The sequence below is a fragment of the Arthrobacter sp. 2762 genome (assembly GCF_040548745.1).
Lineage (GTDB): Bacteria > Actinomycetota > Actinomycetes > Actinomycetales > Micrococcaceae > Arthrobacter.
Genome location: NZ_JBEPSI010000002.1, coordinates 162,969 through 176,013, shown reverse-complemented (window position 1 = coordinate 176,013; position 13,045 = coordinate 162,969). Strand labels below are relative to the sequence as shown.

At 62.7% G+C, this 13,045-nt stretch carries 12 protein-coding genes, 1 pseudogene and 1 riboswitch; of the genes and pseudogenes, 9 read left to right on the top strand and 4 right to left on the bottom strand.

What is annotated here, in order from left to right:
* The first annotated feature begins 40 nt into the window (after positions 1-40).
* Positions 41-155: riboswitch (SAM riboswitch) on the top strand.
* A 14-nt stretch (positions 156-169) separates the two neighbouring features.
* Positions 170-1,291, top strand: a complete 1,122-nt coding sequence (metX, locus tag ABIE18_RS04910; protein WP_499721521.1) for a homoserine O-acetyltransferase MetX — start codon at positions 170-172, stop codon at positions 1,289-1,291.
* 28 nt (positions 1,292-1,319) lie between these two features.
* Here metX and ABIE18_RS04905 read toward each other — a convergent pair whose 3' ends face one another.
* The 3 genes from ABIE18_RS04905 to ABIE18_RS04895 are packed head-to-tail and all read right to left on the bottom strand — an operon-like array spanning position 1,320 to position 3,903.
* Positions 1,320-1,811 (bottom strand): hypothetical protein, encoded by a 492-nt coding sequence (locus ABIE18_RS04905; RefSeq protein ID WP_499721520.1) that lies wholly within the window; start codon positions 1,809-1,811, stop codon positions 1,320-1,322.
* A gap of 44 nt (positions 1,812-1,855) precedes the next feature.
* Positions 1,856-3,013, bottom strand: a complete 1,158-nt coding sequence (locus tag ABIE18_RS04900; protein WP_499721519.1) for a winged helix DNA-binding domain-containing protein — start codon at positions 3,011-3,013, stop codon at positions 1,856-1,858.
* Positions 3,014-3,057: 44 nt separating this feature from the next.
* Positions 3,058-3,903, bottom strand: a complete 846-nt coding sequence (locus ABIE18_RS04895) for an SGNH/GDSL hydrolase family protein (RefSeq protein ID WP_499721517.1) — start codon at positions 3,901-3,903, stop codon at positions 3,058-3,060.
* A 68-nt stretch (positions 3,904-3,971) separates the two neighbouring features.
* Here ABIE18_RS04895 and ABIE18_RS04890 point away from each other — a divergent pair, with 68 nt between their 5' ends.
* Positions 3,972-4,625: an alpha/beta hydrolase gene (locus ABIE18_RS04890; RefSeq protein WP_499721516.1), complete on the top strand. Its 654-nt coding sequence runs from the start codon at positions 3,972-3,974 to the stop codon at positions 4,623-4,625.
* 70 nt (positions 4,626-4,695) lie between these two features.
* Here ABIE18_RS04890 and ABIE18_RS04885 read toward each other — a convergent pair whose 3' ends face one another.
* A complete protein-coding gene (locus tag ABIE18_RS04885; RefSeq protein ID WP_216925357.1) occupies positions 4,696-4,923 on the bottom strand; it encodes an RNA-binding S4 domain-containing protein in 228 nt (75 codons plus the stop codon).
* A 23-nt stretch (positions 4,924-4,946) separates the two neighbouring features.
* Here ABIE18_RS04885 and ABIE18_RS04880 point away from each other — a divergent pair, with 23 nt between their 5' ends.
* The 7 genes and pseudogenes from ABIE18_RS04880 to dusB all read left to right on the top strand — a co-directional run bounded on the left by ABIE18_RS04880 (position 4,947) and on the right by dusB (position 13,022).
* Complete coding sequence (locus tag ABIE18_RS04880) at positions 4,947-5,951, top strand: DMT family transporter (RefSeq protein ID WP_499721514.1); 1,005 nt, start codon at positions 4,947-4,949, stop codon at positions 5,949-5,951.
* 135 nt (positions 5,952-6,086) lie between these two features.
* A complete protein-coding gene (locus ABIE18_RS04875) occupies positions 6,087-7,472 on the top strand; it encodes a glycine--tRNA ligase (protein ID WP_216925355.1) in 1,386 nt (461 codons plus the stop codon).
* Between the two features lie 2 nt (positions 7,473-7,474).
* Complete coding sequence (locus ABIE18_RS04870) at positions 7,475-8,437, top strand: GNAT family N-acetyltransferase (RefSeq protein ID WP_499721513.1); 963 nt, start codon at positions 7,475-7,477, stop codon at positions 8,435-8,437.
* A 213-nt stretch (positions 8,438-8,650) separates the two neighbouring features.
* Positions 8,651-10,024, top strand: coding sequence for an FAD-binding oxidoreductase (locus ABIE18_RS04865; RefSeq protein ID WP_499721512.1), 1,374 nt, complete (start codon positions 8,651-8,653; stop codon positions 10,022-10,024).
* A 55-nt stretch (positions 10,025-10,079) separates the two neighbouring features.
* Positions 10,080-11,582: a YibE/F family protein gene (locus ABIE18_RS04860; RefSeq protein WP_499721511.1), complete on the top strand. Its 1,503-nt coding sequence runs from the start codon at positions 10,080-10,082 to the stop codon at positions 11,580-11,582.
* 76 nt (positions 11,583-11,658) lie between these two features.
* A pseudogene (locus ABIE18_RS04855) lies at positions 11,659-11,754 on the top strand (DNA-binding response regulator); the annotation flags it as partial.
* Between the two features lie 86 nt (positions 11,755-11,840).
* Positions 11,841-13,022, top strand: coding sequence for a tRNA dihydrouridine synthase DusB (gene dusB / locus ABIE18_RS04850; RefSeq protein WP_499721510.1), 1,182 nt, complete (start codon positions 11,841-11,843; stop codon positions 13,020-13,022).
* Positions 13,023-13,045 lie beyond the last annotated feature (23 nt).

The following is a 13,045-nucleotide window of genomic DNA, read 5'->3' as shown; positions in this document are numbered from 1 at the left end:
TCGCCAAAACAGCGGTATTTTTCCTAGACTCTACGTATTAGGTCATGAGTGCCAGTGACAGCCCCGGCTTGCTGGCCGGCAACCCTCCTCCGCGGTGGGGTGCCCCGGGTGAAGACCTGGCCTGTCGCACGCAAGGCGGCAGGCAAGCGCGAGGTTAGGTGTCAAAGGAATGACCATTACTGCTACAGCACCCCCCAAACCGGGCAAAGAAGACGGGACGGTCAAGTACGCCGGCGTAGGTTCGCTGGAACTTGAAGCCGGCGGTTTTCTCCCGGACGTTGTGTTGGCCTATGAGACCTGGGGGCAGTTGAACACGGATGCGTCCAACGCAGTCCTCGTCCAGCACGCACTGACGGGAAGCACGCATGTGGCCCGCGGTGCCACTGATGAGGAAGGCTGGTGGGAGCAACTCGTTGGCCCCGGCGCGACGATCGACACCAACCGGTTCTTCGTTATCTCCATCAACATTGTGGGCGGCTGTTACGGCAGCACGGGCCCATCGTCCGAGGCGCCGGACGGGCGGCCCTGGGGATCCCGCTTCCCCCTGATCACTTTGCGCGACAGCACGGTGGCTGAAGCCCGCCTCGCCGACGCGTTGGGGATCAAGTCATGGCACGCCGTCCTTGGTGGTTCCATGGGTGGGGCGCGGGCACTCGAGTGGGCGGTGACGTTCCCTGAGCGTGTCCAGCGGTGCGCAGTTATTTCTGTCGGCGCCTACAGCACAGCCGAGCAAATCGCTTTCGCCCAGTCGCAGACACTCGCCATCCGCCAGGACCCGAACTTCAACAACGGCGATTACTACGGTGGACCAACTCCTGAGGCGGGCCTTGCCCTGGCCCGACGGATAGCCCACATCACGTACCGATCAGCGCTGGAGCTTGATTTCCGCTTCGGCCGGGAAGCCCAGCACCAGGAGACGCCCTTAGCCGCTCCTGTCCTGGGGGAGCGTGGCCGCTACCAGGTGGAAAGCTACCTCGACCACCAAGGCACCAAGCTGGTGCGCCGGTTCGATGCCAACAGTTACATCGCCATCACTGAGGCACTCATGTCCCACGACATCAGCCGGGGCCGGGGCACCTTGCGGGAAGCCTTGGCCAGCGCCACTGCTGAATTCTTTGTGGCAGCCGTCGACTCCGACCGCCTCTATTTCCCGGCCCAGTCATTGGAACTGGCACAAAATCTGCCTGGCGACGTGCCCGTCCACCTGATCGAGGCCCCCATCGGGCACGACGGCTTCCTCACCGAAATCGGGCAACTGTCGGCCCAACTGCATCAGGCCTTCTTCGCCTAACGGCCAGGCTTTCTTCGACTAGGCCCGCTCAGCCGTTCATGATCTCGCCGCGCTGCTTCATGTAGTCCTCCATGGCGATCTCGCCGTTGCTGAACTTGAGGTCCAGTTCGGCCAGCTTTCGCGCGCGGAAGCCTTGCTGCTCAGAGCCGCTGTTGGTGGGGAAGGCAGGTGAAGAAGCGTTCGACGGCGGTCCTGCCGGCGGTTGCGCATCGGCAGGGCGGACGGTGGCGGGCTCCCCGGGATAGCCCGGGTAATTCTGGGTGGGATACCCCTGTGCGGGATAGTTCGGTCCCGGAAGATTCTGCGGCGGGTAGCTCTGCTGCGGGTAACCCGGTCCTGGAAGATTCTGCGGGGGATAGCCGGGGCCCGGATAGTTCTGGCCAGGATAGTTCTGACCCGGGAAGCTACGGTCCTGGAAATTACGGTCCTGGAGCCGCCGCGCCCGGGACCTGTTGTAAAGACGGATCCCCATGGGAATCAGCCACGAGCAGACGATGATCCAGAAGATCAGATTGTTCACGGTGCAGGCCTCCTAGGTCTTAAACCCAGCTTAGTCCCGCCGTTTCACACCAGCTTTGTCTCCATGCCCAGGAACCTCCCGTAGCGTTCCACCTCTGCCTCCAAAGCTTGTTGTTCGGCTGTTGTGACGGGCCGGTTCATTCGGACATCGAGTTCGCAGATCCCACCGGAGAAGCCGTGGCGCCACCATCCGGCCAACCTGCCATCCAGCAACACCACGTGAATGGGAGCATCGCCCTCCGGGAAATAGGGTGCCCTTCCACCGAGGTAGTGCCTCGATTGGGAATAGCCCATCACGTATTCGTCGTAGCACTGGATGAGATCGACACGGGGGAGCAGCGGCCCATCATCAGCTGGCGGGGGAGTCGCAGCAAGTGCTTCCACGTCTTCTGCTGGCAAGTAGAAGTCCAGGCCCTCAATCGCCACAGGCACCAAGGCGCTGGGAGCGGACTCTTCAGCTATCTGTAAGCCAAGCCGTACATCCTTCATGGTCAGTCCGGACCACGCGGCACAGTCCTTGATGGTTGCAGGTCCGCGGCTGGTGAAGTATCGCAGGGCCAGCTGGCCCAAGGCCCACTCACGGTCATCGCCGATCAAGGGCGCGTTGCCAGTGGCGGGTACACGTTCCTGGAACAAGGCGTATGTCTGTTTGAGTGCACCCCCTGCAGAACGGACGGGTGCACCGCTCACCAGGATCTTGCTGATCTCCGCGTGCATGAGGTGGTAAACGAAGCCAAGGCCTTTGCCGGGGAACCCTGCCTGTTCCAGTACCCCGGCTAATTCTTCGCGTGTTTTGTGGGCTCCACCGGCCACAGCTTCAGCGAGGATGTGCCCGCTGCGGGCGGCGGCGTGCTCATCAACTCCCGTCTGCCTGTACATGCCTTTGTTGCCTTGATGAAGGCGATCCGCAGACAACCCCATCAACCAGCCGAGGTCCTCACGATGCACAAAATGCCACGTCGGCCGCAGGATATGCGTCCGGAGGATCCTGCCGTCAGCCACCGCCTGCTCCACCTCATCGGCAGTGGTACCGGGCGTTCGCTGGGCAAGGCTCCACCTCGCATAGGGAAATTCCTGCGACTGCACCGCGAGGAGGTTGCGCAGCACGTCATCAACGCCTTCGCCGTACGGAGCCCGCAACTGCTGACGCCGAAGCCTGGATTGCACAACCTCGTCCGGCGCCAGTGAAATGTCAGCGTGCATCGCGGAGCTCTTTCCGGGCGTCAGTCCTGCAAACGACCCTCACGTTAGCCGCGCGGCAGCATGGTGCCGTTGGGACCGAAGACCGGTCCCGCCGTCGGGCGTTTAGGGGTAATGCCGTCTCCGGAGGATCGATGCCGCAACCTGCGGATAACCCAGGGAACAAAGTACTCACGGGCCCACACCAGATCCGAGGAACGGGCTTCACGCCAGGTGCGAACCGGCAGGGGCTTCGGCACCAGGGGTTCGAGGGTGTGCTGGACGTTCAGCGCTTCCAGGACCATCATCGCGATGGTGTGGTGTCCCAGCGGTGAGAAGTGCAGGCGGTCTTCGTCCCACATCCGGGGATCGGCCAACTGCCTCAGGGACCACATATCGGCGACGATCGCGTCGTGCCGTGCAGCCACCGTCCTGAGGTTCTCGTTGTAAATGGCCACCTTGCCACGGATGCGGCCCAACACCGAGGACGCAGTGTCCGGTCCGTTGAACAACACCACAGTGGCACCACCGGAGCCCAGTTCCTGAACTGCAGCGTCCAGCTTCTCCGCCAACAGGTCCGGGTCGCCACCGGGCCGGATGAGGTCGTTGCCGCCAGCGGAAATCGAGACAAGGTCCGGCTGGAGTTCCAAGCAAGGACCAACTTGTTCATCCACGATCTGCTGCAGCAAGCGCCCACGGATAGCAAGGTTGGCGTAAGCGAAATCCTCATGACCGCGGCCTAGTTCTTCCGCTACACGGTCAGCCCATCCTCGGAAGCCGCCGGGGTTTTGCGGCTCGGGATCACCGATGCCCTCCGTGAAGGAATCCCCCAGTGCCACGTAACGGCTCCAAGGGTGTGTTTGAACCGGGTCGCCCGGCTTCACCAATGAATTGACGTCACTCACGCTTTCCATCCTGCCTTGAACCTGCAAACCTACGCCACCGTAGGTTGTTACCCATCAGTAACTGCAAGAATAGACCCATGACTGAAGCCGTTGCATTCCCCGCGCCCGTTGTCCTGTGGTCCCATGACGAAGCCGAACGGGAGGGCAAACCGCTCCTGGTGCTGCTGCACGGCTACGGCTCCAATGAGGACGATCTCTTCAGCCTCGCCGGCCTGCTTCCCGAGGGATTTGCAGTGGCTTCCTTGCGCGCGCCAATGCCCATGGGCCCCGGCTTCACCTGGTTCCCGCTCACGGCGTCAATCGAGTATTCCCTGGAAGCAGTAAAGCTTGCCGCTGAGTATGCCCTTGAATGGTTGGACACTGTCAAAGCCAATCATTCTTCAGTGACGCTGCTGGGCTTCTCCATGGGCATGGCCATGGCGACCACCATGCTCCGCTACCGTCCCGCGGACTTCGCTGCCGTCGTCGGGCTTTCGGGTTTTGTGGTGGACGCAGGTGACGACCCCGCCTTCCGCGATGCCGAACTGGACGGCACCTTGCCGATGTTCTGGGGCCGCGATCAGCAGGACCCCGTCATTACCCCGGACAAGATCGAATACACCATGGGATGGGTGCGCAAGCACGTGGACCTCACCAAGGTGCTCTACACAGGCATGTGGCACGGTATCAACCAGCAGGAAATCGGCCACGTGGGGGAATTCCTGACCCACAAGGTGCTGTCCACCACGTAGAAAAGCAACGCGGGGTCACTTATCGCCCCTCGGCAGCCTCACCATGGGCCATAAGTGATCCCGCGTTGCTTCAGGCGGTGGTGATCCGGACGGTCTGGCCGTTGACGGTAACGGTATCTCCGGCGTGCAGCTGGCGGCCGCGACGGTCTTCGATTTCGTCGTTGACCTTGACCAAGCCGTTCTTGATGAGCTCCGTTGCTTCAACGCCGTCCTCCACGAGGTTGGCAAGCTTCAGCAGCTGGCCGAGGCGGATCATGTCGTCGCGGATGGGGATCTCTTCGATTTCCGGGTTGCTCATAGAGCAATGATGCCTGAAGTAGTGTGGGGTCGGTGCCGCAGTCTTCGCTCCGTTCAACCCTTCCGCTCGCCGTTGGCCTCCCTGTTGCGGTAGCAACTGGCCTGGTCATTCCACTTCAAGGAAGGATTAACGGGGCGCTCGGCGCCCGGTTGAACGATGGCATCGCCGCCGCCGTGGTGAGCTTCACCACAGGCCTGGTGCTCATTGCGGCCATTTCCCTTGCCACGCCCAAAGGCAGGGCGGGCCTTTGCCGCATCGTCCCGGCTGTCCGGAACCGTAGCTTTCCCCGCTTCTACGTCATGGCCGGCGGAATCGGCGCTCTCTTCGTCTTTGCCCAGTCCTTCACCATTGGCCTGCTGGGTGTGGCCTTGTTCACCGTTGCAGCGGTCACAGGGCAGACACTGAGCGGCCTCCTGGTGGACCGCATGGGCATAGGTCCCGGCGGCAAACGGTCCATTACGGGAGTGCGGATCCTGGGCAGTGTGCTGACGGTGGCCGCCGTTGCCTGGGCTGTTTCCCCTCGGTTCGGGGGCAATACCGACATCGCCTCCCTGGTGTTGCCCGTCCTGTTGCCTCTGGCGGCAGGGTTTCTCATGAGTTTCCAGCAAGCCATGAACGGAACCGCCACTGTTCACTACGGAACGCCTGTGGCCGCCACGCTGGTCAACTTCATTGCCGGTGCCGCCATCCTCTGGATTGCCTGGCTGATCAAGCTTTCCGTGGCAGGCGCGGGCAACCCGCTTCCGGGAGAATGGTGGTTCTACCTGGGCGGCCCCATGGGCTGCCTTTTCATTGGGCTTGCGGCCCTCTTGGTCCGAAGCCTTGGTGTGCTGGTCACCGGTCTGGGTATGATCGCCGGCCAGTTGGTGGGTTCCTTAGTGCTCGACGTCGTGATCCCCAGTCCCGGTGCGGTGGTCGCCTTGCCCACGGTGTTGGGTACGGTGCTGACGCTCGCCGCGATCATCGTGGCCACGTTGCCCTGGCCCAGGGGAGCATTCGTACGAAAGGTCCCGGGCAAAGGCCGGTAGGCTAGGACACGCAGCTTTCTGCACAGTTATTATCCGCACCAATTCCCAGCCCACCCCGCCGGACAACCTCGTTCGGAATCCGGGGCAACCACCGCGGACCGCACCCAGCGGCCCTGTAGAACAAATGGAGTACCCATGGCAGCAAAATCCGTCCTTGACCAGGTCATTTCCCTCTCCAAGCGGAGGGGCTTTGTCTTCCAGGCCGGTGAAATCTATGGTGGCTCCCGTTCGGCGTGGGACTACGGACCCCTTGGTGCGGAACTGAAGGAAAACATCAAGCGCCAGTGGTGGCAGAGCATGGTCCGCGGCCGCGAAGACGTCGTAGGCCTGGACTCCTCAGTCATCCTTCCCCGCCAGGTCTGGGAAGCCTCCGGCCACGTAGAGGTGTTCTCGGACCCCCTGGTGGAATGCCTCTCCTGCCACAAGCGCTACCGTGCTGACCACCTTGAGGAAGAGTACGAGGAAAAGAAGGGCCGTCCCGCCGAGAACGGCCTGAAGGACATTGCCTGCGCCAACTGTGGCACCCGTGGCCAGTGGACCGAGCCACAGGAGTTCTCCGGCCTCCTGAAGACCTTCCTTGGCCCGGTGGCCAACGACGAAGGCATGCACTACCTGCGCCCGGAAACGGCCCAGGGCATCTTCGTGAACTTCAACAACGTCCTCACCACGTCCCGGAAGAAGCCGCCGTTCGGCATCGGCCAGATCGGCAAGTCCTTCCGCAACGAGATCACGCCGGGCAACTTCATCTTCCGTACCCGCGAGTTCGAACAGATGGAGATGGAATTCTTCGTCGAGCCCGGCACGGATGAGGAATGGCACCAGTACTGGATGAAGGAGCGCATGTCCTGGTACACCAGCTTGGGCATCCGTGAAGAAAACCTCCGCTTCTTCGAGCACCCGCTTGAGAAGCTGAGCCACTACTCCAAGGGCACCACGGACATCGAGTACCGCTTCGGGTTCCAAGGCTCCGAGTGGGGCGAGCTCGAGGGCATCGCGAACCGCACGGACTTCGACCTCTCCACGCACGCCAAGGCTTCCGGTACGGACCTGAGCTACTTCAACCAGGCCACCAACGAGCGCTACACCCCGTACGTGATCGAGCCCGCGGCCGGCCTGACACGCTCCTTCATGGCCTTCCTGATTGACGCCTACACCGAAGACGAGGCACCCAACGCCAAGGGCGGCGTCGACGTCCGGACGGTCCTGAAGCTGGATCCGCGGCTTGCCCCGGTCAAGGCAGCCGTCCTGCCCCTGAGCCGCAACGAGGACCTGTCCCCGAAGGCAAAGGCGCTGGGCACTCAGCTGCGCAAGAACTGGAACATCGACTTCGACGACGCCGGCGCCATCGGCCGCCGTTACCGTCGCCAGGACGAGATCGGTACCCCGTTCTGCATCACCGTGGACTTCGATACCCTCGAAGACCAGGCCGTGACCATCCGTGAGCGCGACACCATGAGCCAGGAACGCGTGTCCCTGGACAAGGTTGAGGCTTACCTGGCAGCACGACTGATCGGCGCCTAACCGTGGCTTTGGAATACCGCGAGTGGAAGGAAGGCGACGACCTCGCCCTCCTGGAAATCTGGGGCGGCCCGGAGACCCTGCCTGCAGAACAGTTCCGTGCTGCTTTGGCGCCTTCGAGCAACCAGCCTTGGCGCCGCTGCATCGTTGCCGAGGACGTCGTTGACGGCGTTCGCATCCCCGTTGCCGCCGGCGTGGTCCATGAAGCGTCCCTGCACCCGGAACGCCTCTGGGCTTACATCGAGGTTGCCAAGGACCATCGCCGGAACGGCGTTGGGGCCACACTGCTGACCATGCTGCGCCGCGAAGCCGGGAACTCGCCGTCGGGCGTTTCCAAGCTTCGCAGCAAAGTGGAGCCGGGAACGCCGGGGGCCGCTTTCGCCGAGGCTGCAGGTCTTGGACCCATCCAGCGTTCCCAGTTGGTAGTGGTGAAGCCTGAGCCGCTGAAGCTCCCGCGGTTCGGCGACGGTTCCGAGGAAGCTGCGTCGGAGCGCGTCGAGGACCTCGCCACCGGATCCGTGGAACTCAGCGAAGTGGTGGGCAGCTACTACTCAGCCGTCCATCACTGGGACAGCCCAGGTGAGCTCAGCATTCCTACGGTGCAGCGGCTCTTCCTGCACGATCTCACCGGGGCGCACGGGGCCATTGTGCTTCGTGCACCGAAGGCAAGCGCCTTTGGTGGGGGAGTGCCGGCCAGCCGAAAAGGCAAGATCCAAGCGTTCGCCATCAGCTACGCCCAGGGCAACTCCGAGGAGCCTTCGGATGTCTTCCTGGGTCACGATCCGAAGCTGTCCGCCGACGACGCAGAGGCTGCCGTACGGGACCTCCTGGCGCTCATTGCCTACCAGCACCCTGTGTTGTTGGAAGTGGACGAATCCATGACGGCACTGCGCAGCGTCCTGGCACCCTTGCTGGATTCGGGCAAGGCCCACGTTCGTGGCGCTGACACACTGATCGTGAGCGACTGACCACTTATCTGCATGTCCGGATCCCGCTTTGCCCATCGCCGATGGGAAGGGCGGGATCCTGGCTTTAAGCTCAGTTCGTATTCACGGTGGGAAAGTCTTGACGTGCCCATGGCGCAGGAGTAGGAAGGCGACGTAAGCCACGCGCCGGCACACTCGGAGGGAAGCGGCGTCTGTGGAACAGCTCCGGTCTCCTTTGAATCGGCGGTAACAACAATGAACGGAACGGCCTTGGACGGGCTGCGGGATCAGCTGCGTGGGCAGCTCATCACTCCCGAAGACCCTGAATATGATTCGGCACGGGCAGTCTTCAACGCCATGGTGGACAAACGTCCGGCGGGCATCGTCAGGGTGGCCCAGGTGGCGGATGTGATCGCGGGGGTGAACTTCGCACGAGAGAATTCCATGGCCCTGGCCATTCGGGGCGGCGGACACAGCGCCCCTGGATTTGGAACAGAGGATGACGCACTGGTGCTGGACTTCGTCAACCGAACAGGGGTCAGGGTGGACCCGGAGACCGCCACTGCGCGGGCGGAAGGCGGAACCACATGGGCTGACTTCAACCACGCAACCCACGCCTTCGGACTGGCCACCACTGGCGGGATCGTCGGTTCCACGGGAGTGGCCGGACTAACCCTGGGCGGCGGGATAGGTTATCTGGCCCGCAAGTACGGTCTCTCTTGCGACAACCTCGTTTCAGCCGATGTGGTCACGGCGGATGGAAAGTTCCTGGTGGCCAGCGAAGACCAAAACGAGGACCTGTTCTGGGCGCTCCGGGGCGGTGGCGGCAACTTTGGCGTGGTGACCTCGTTCGAGTTCAAACTCCATCCCGTTGATATGGTCCATGCCGGAGTCATTCTCTATGGCGCAGAACATACGGACACCGTTGCCCGGTTCTACCGCGATTACATCGCGAACGCCCCGGAAGCGTTTGGCGCCTTCCTGGGATTCCACCAAGGTCCGCCCGTTCCGTTCCTTCCCGAAGAGTGGCATGGCAAGCCTGTCTGTGTGGTGGTAGGGATGTGGACAGGGGACATGGGAGAAGGCGAAGCACGGTGGCAGCCCTTCCTGGACGCCGCTCCTGTTGCCGGCTCACTGGTAGCTCCTATGCCTTACCCAGCCCTGAACGTTGCCTTCGACGCGCTAAACCAGAAAGGAATGCAGGGCTACTGGAAAGCGAACTTCCTCCCCGAACTCAGTGACGGCGCCATCCAAGCCCACGCTGAGCATGGCGCGACGGTCACCAGCGTCAATACGGCCGTGCATATTTACCCGATCGACGGCGCCGTCTCACGCGTTGGCGTCCACGACACAGCCTTTGCGCATCGGGACATGAAGTTCGCGCCGGTCATTGCCGCGCAATGGATGGAGCCCACGGACAACGAAGCCAACATCGCCTGGGCGCGAGGGTATGCGGCGGCTCTTGCACCGCACTCGGCGCTGGGCGGGTACATCAACTTCATGGACACCGAAGACCAGAACCGCGTCACTGACAATTACGGCCCCAACTGGGATCGTCTGGTGCAGGTCAAGAGCAAGTACGATCCTGGCAACCTTTTCCATGTGAACCAGAACATCAAGCCCGCCTGAGGGAAGGCTTTGCATGTGACCCGGCTAGGCTTGAAGCCATGAGGTTTTGCAGCTGATGGGTCACGGACACTCCCACGGTCACGGTCATTCTGAAAGTTCCGAGCCAACCCCGCAGGCCATTGCGTCCCGGAAACGCGCCAACTGGCTCCTGGCTGCGGTGCTGGTTCCCCTTGGAGTGCTCACTGTCATCGCCATGATGGTCATGTGGCCCTCGGGCAGTCGGGACGGAATCTCCTTCGCGAGTCCCTACCAGGCTGCCCCGGGGGTGACGTTCGATACCGGAAAGATCCAGAGCGTGGTGCAGGAAAGTTGCACACAAACCGGACAATCCACGCAAGGACAAACGGATACTGGCCAGACTGACACCGGTCAAACGGGCCAGTCCGGCGGATCCGACTGCACTTTCGCATTCACCCAGCCCGATAAGGGCGGGGAAGCCGTCAAAGTAGTGATCAACCCCGACGTCGCCAAATCCCATGGGGTGGATGTGGGGGACTCGATCCGCTATCTGAACCTTTCCGGTGTCCAGGGCGCATCGCAAGGCAACGGCTCGCCGTCGTACGTTTTTGTGGATTTCGTGCGGAGCCTGCCAATTGCCCTGCTGGCCGTGCTCTATGCGGTGGTAGTGATCGCTGTGGCGCGCTGGCGTGGCTTCCGGGCCCTCCTGGGCCTGGTTGGCGCTTATGCCGTGCTGGTCAGCTTCATCCTGCCGGGGCTTGTGGAGGGGAAGCCGCCACTCATGCTGGCTTTGGTGGGTTCCACGGTGATCATGATCGGGGTCCTGTACTTCGCCCACGGCTTCTCGGCGCGGACGTCCACGGCCCTGCTGGGAACCATCTTCGGGTTGGGCATTACAGCGCTGTTGGCGGCGTGGGCCACGGATGCTGCCAACCTTGCAGGCGTCGGTGACCATGACGCTGCCACGCTGATAAATATGTCGGACAAGATTTCAATCTCCGGCATCATCCTGTGCGGCCTGATCATCTCAGGCCTCGGCGTCCTCAACGACGTCACGATTACCCAATCCTCTGCTGTGTGGGAACTTTACGAACTGGCCCCGAACACCAGTGCCCGGAAGCTGTTCTCCTCGGCGATGCGGATTGGCCGGGACCACATCGCCTCCACCGTTTACACCATTGCATTCGCTTACGCTGGTGCCGCCCTTCCGATCCTCATCATCGTGATGCTTTACGACCGCCCACTTGCCGAGGCCCTGACCAGTGCGGAACTGTCCGAAGAAGTCATCCGGACGCTGGTCGGCTCCATCGGGCTGGTGCTCGCCATCCCGGTTACGACGCTGATTGCCGTCCTGGTGGTCAAGGCCACGGGCGTGAAGGGGGCGGTCCCGGCGCCGGCTCTGTCCGTGAATCCGGACGACGTTGACGATACCGGTACGCTCGCAGCCGCGGCCGCCGTCGTGGGTTCTGGCCGGGTCGAAACGCTCGACGGCGGCCGGTCTTCCCGCGCGGTCGGCAAGCCTGCCCGGCCGGGGAGTCGCCGTGCCCAGCGTGAGGCGGAGCGCCGCGGCGACGATGACGGTGCGCGCGGCTCCATGTGACGGCAGGGCAATGACATTTGTCATCTTGGACCGGTGACAGCCTCCACGATTGGTGATCGCGGATGATCCAGCACTGGTGCGTAACCACCTCTCCGCGGCGATGGCCAAGACCGGCGGAAGGACACGAGCCGAGGCCGTACGAATCGCAGCCGATAACGGCTGGCTCTTGTAGTCAGTTTCTGGAACAGCCAGCCGGAACGTCCCCTGCTGAAATAGTCTCTCAATAGTCGATTTGCCCTGATTTGCAACAATGGATGGGTGACTGTAGTAGCAACGCCCCCTGCCCCAAAGCTTGAGCTTCCGCCTTTGCAGCTCGGCGGGATCACCGTGGACACTCCCGTGATCCTTGCCCCCATGGCGGGCATCACCAACTCAGCCTTCCGCAGGCTCTGCCGTGAATACGGTGGCGGCCTGTACGTGGCCGAAATGGTGACCTCGCGTGCGCTGGTGGAACGGACTCCGGAATCGTTGCGCATCATCTCGCACGACGAGGACGAGAAAGTGCGTTCAGTGCAGCTCTACGGTGTTGACCCCGTGACGGTCGGTGCGGCAGTCCGCATGCTCGTCGAGGAGGACCGGGCCGATCACATCGACCTCAACTTCGGCTGCCCCGTGCCCAAGGTCACCCGGCGTGGTGGTGGTTCGGCGCTTCCGTGGAAGATCGATCTCTTTACCTCCATCGTTCAGACAGCGGTCAAGGAAGCCTCCAAGGGCGGCATCCCGCTGACCATCAAGATGCGCAAAGGCATCGACGAGGACCACCTGACGTATCTCGACGCCGGTCGGATCGCGCGCGACGCCGGCGTGGCCGCCGTCGCCCTTCACGGCCGCACTGCCGCTCAGTTCTATTCCGGCCAGGCCGACTGGTCCGCTATTGCCCGGCTCCGTGAGGCGCTCCCTGACATCCCTGTGCTGGGCAACGGCGACATTTGGTCTGCTGAGGACGCAGTCCGCATGGTGCGGGAGACCGGCGTCGACGGCGTGGTTGTGGGCCGCGGCTGCCAGGGCAGGCCATGGCTGTTCGGTGACCTGCAAGCAGCCTTCGAAGGCAGCGACCAGCGGCATCGCCCGGGCCTCCGCGAAGTTGCTGAAGGCGTTTATCGTCACGCCGAGCTCATGGTGGAAACGTTCGGGAACGATGAATACAAGGCGCTCCGCGAGATCCGCAAGCACATGGCCTGGTACTTCAAGGGCTACGTAGTGGGCGGCGAGCTCCGTGCCAAGCTGGCCACCGTGCCCACCCTTGAGGTGCTGCGCGAATACCTTGATGAACTGGATATGGACTCGCCTTACCCGGGAGTCGATTCCGAGGGCCCCCGCGGCCGTGCGGGCTCGCCCAAGAAGCCTGCCTTGCCCAAGGACTGGCTGGTGAGCCGTCAGCTGAACGCTGAACAGAGCGCGGATATCTCGGCCGCTGAGCTGGACGTTTCGGGCGGCTAGCCTCACGCGTGTAAGACTGACTC

Excerpts from the sequence above, each read along its gene's own strand:
- ABIE18_RS04885 (WP_216925357.1), bottom strand. The coding sequence starts at position 4,923 with ATGAGCAACCCGGAAATCGAAGAGATCCCCATCCGCGACGACATGATC.
- ABIE18_RS04875 (WP_216925355.1), top strand. The coding sequence starts at position 6,087 with ATGGCAGCAAAATCCGTCCTTGACCAGGTCATTTCCCTCTCCAAGCGG.
- ABIE18_RS04900 (WP_499721519.1), bottom strand. The coding sequence starts at position 3,013 with ATGCACGCTGACATTTCACTGGCGCCGGACGAGGTTGTGCAATCCAGG.
- metX (WP_499721521.1), top strand. The coding sequence starts at position 170 with ATGACCATTACTGCTACAGCACCCCCCAAACCGGGCAAAGAAGACGGG.
- ABIE18_RS04895 (WP_499721517.1), bottom strand. The coding sequence starts at position 3,903 with ATGGAAAGCGTGAGTGACGTCAATTCATTGGTGAAGCCGGGCGACCCG.
- ABIE18_RS04890 (WP_499721516.1), top strand. The coding sequence starts at position 3,972 with ATGACTGAAGCCGTTGCATTCCCCGCGCCCGTTGTCCTGTGGTCCCAT.
- ABIE18_RS04860 (WP_499721511.1), top strand. The coding sequence starts at position 10,080 with ATGGGTCACGGACACTCCCACGGTCACGGTCATTCTGAAAGTTCCGAG.
- ABIE18_RS04865 (WP_499721512.1), top strand. The coding sequence starts at position 8,651 with ATGAACGGAACGGCCTTGGACGGGCTGCGGGATCAGCTGCGTGGGCAG.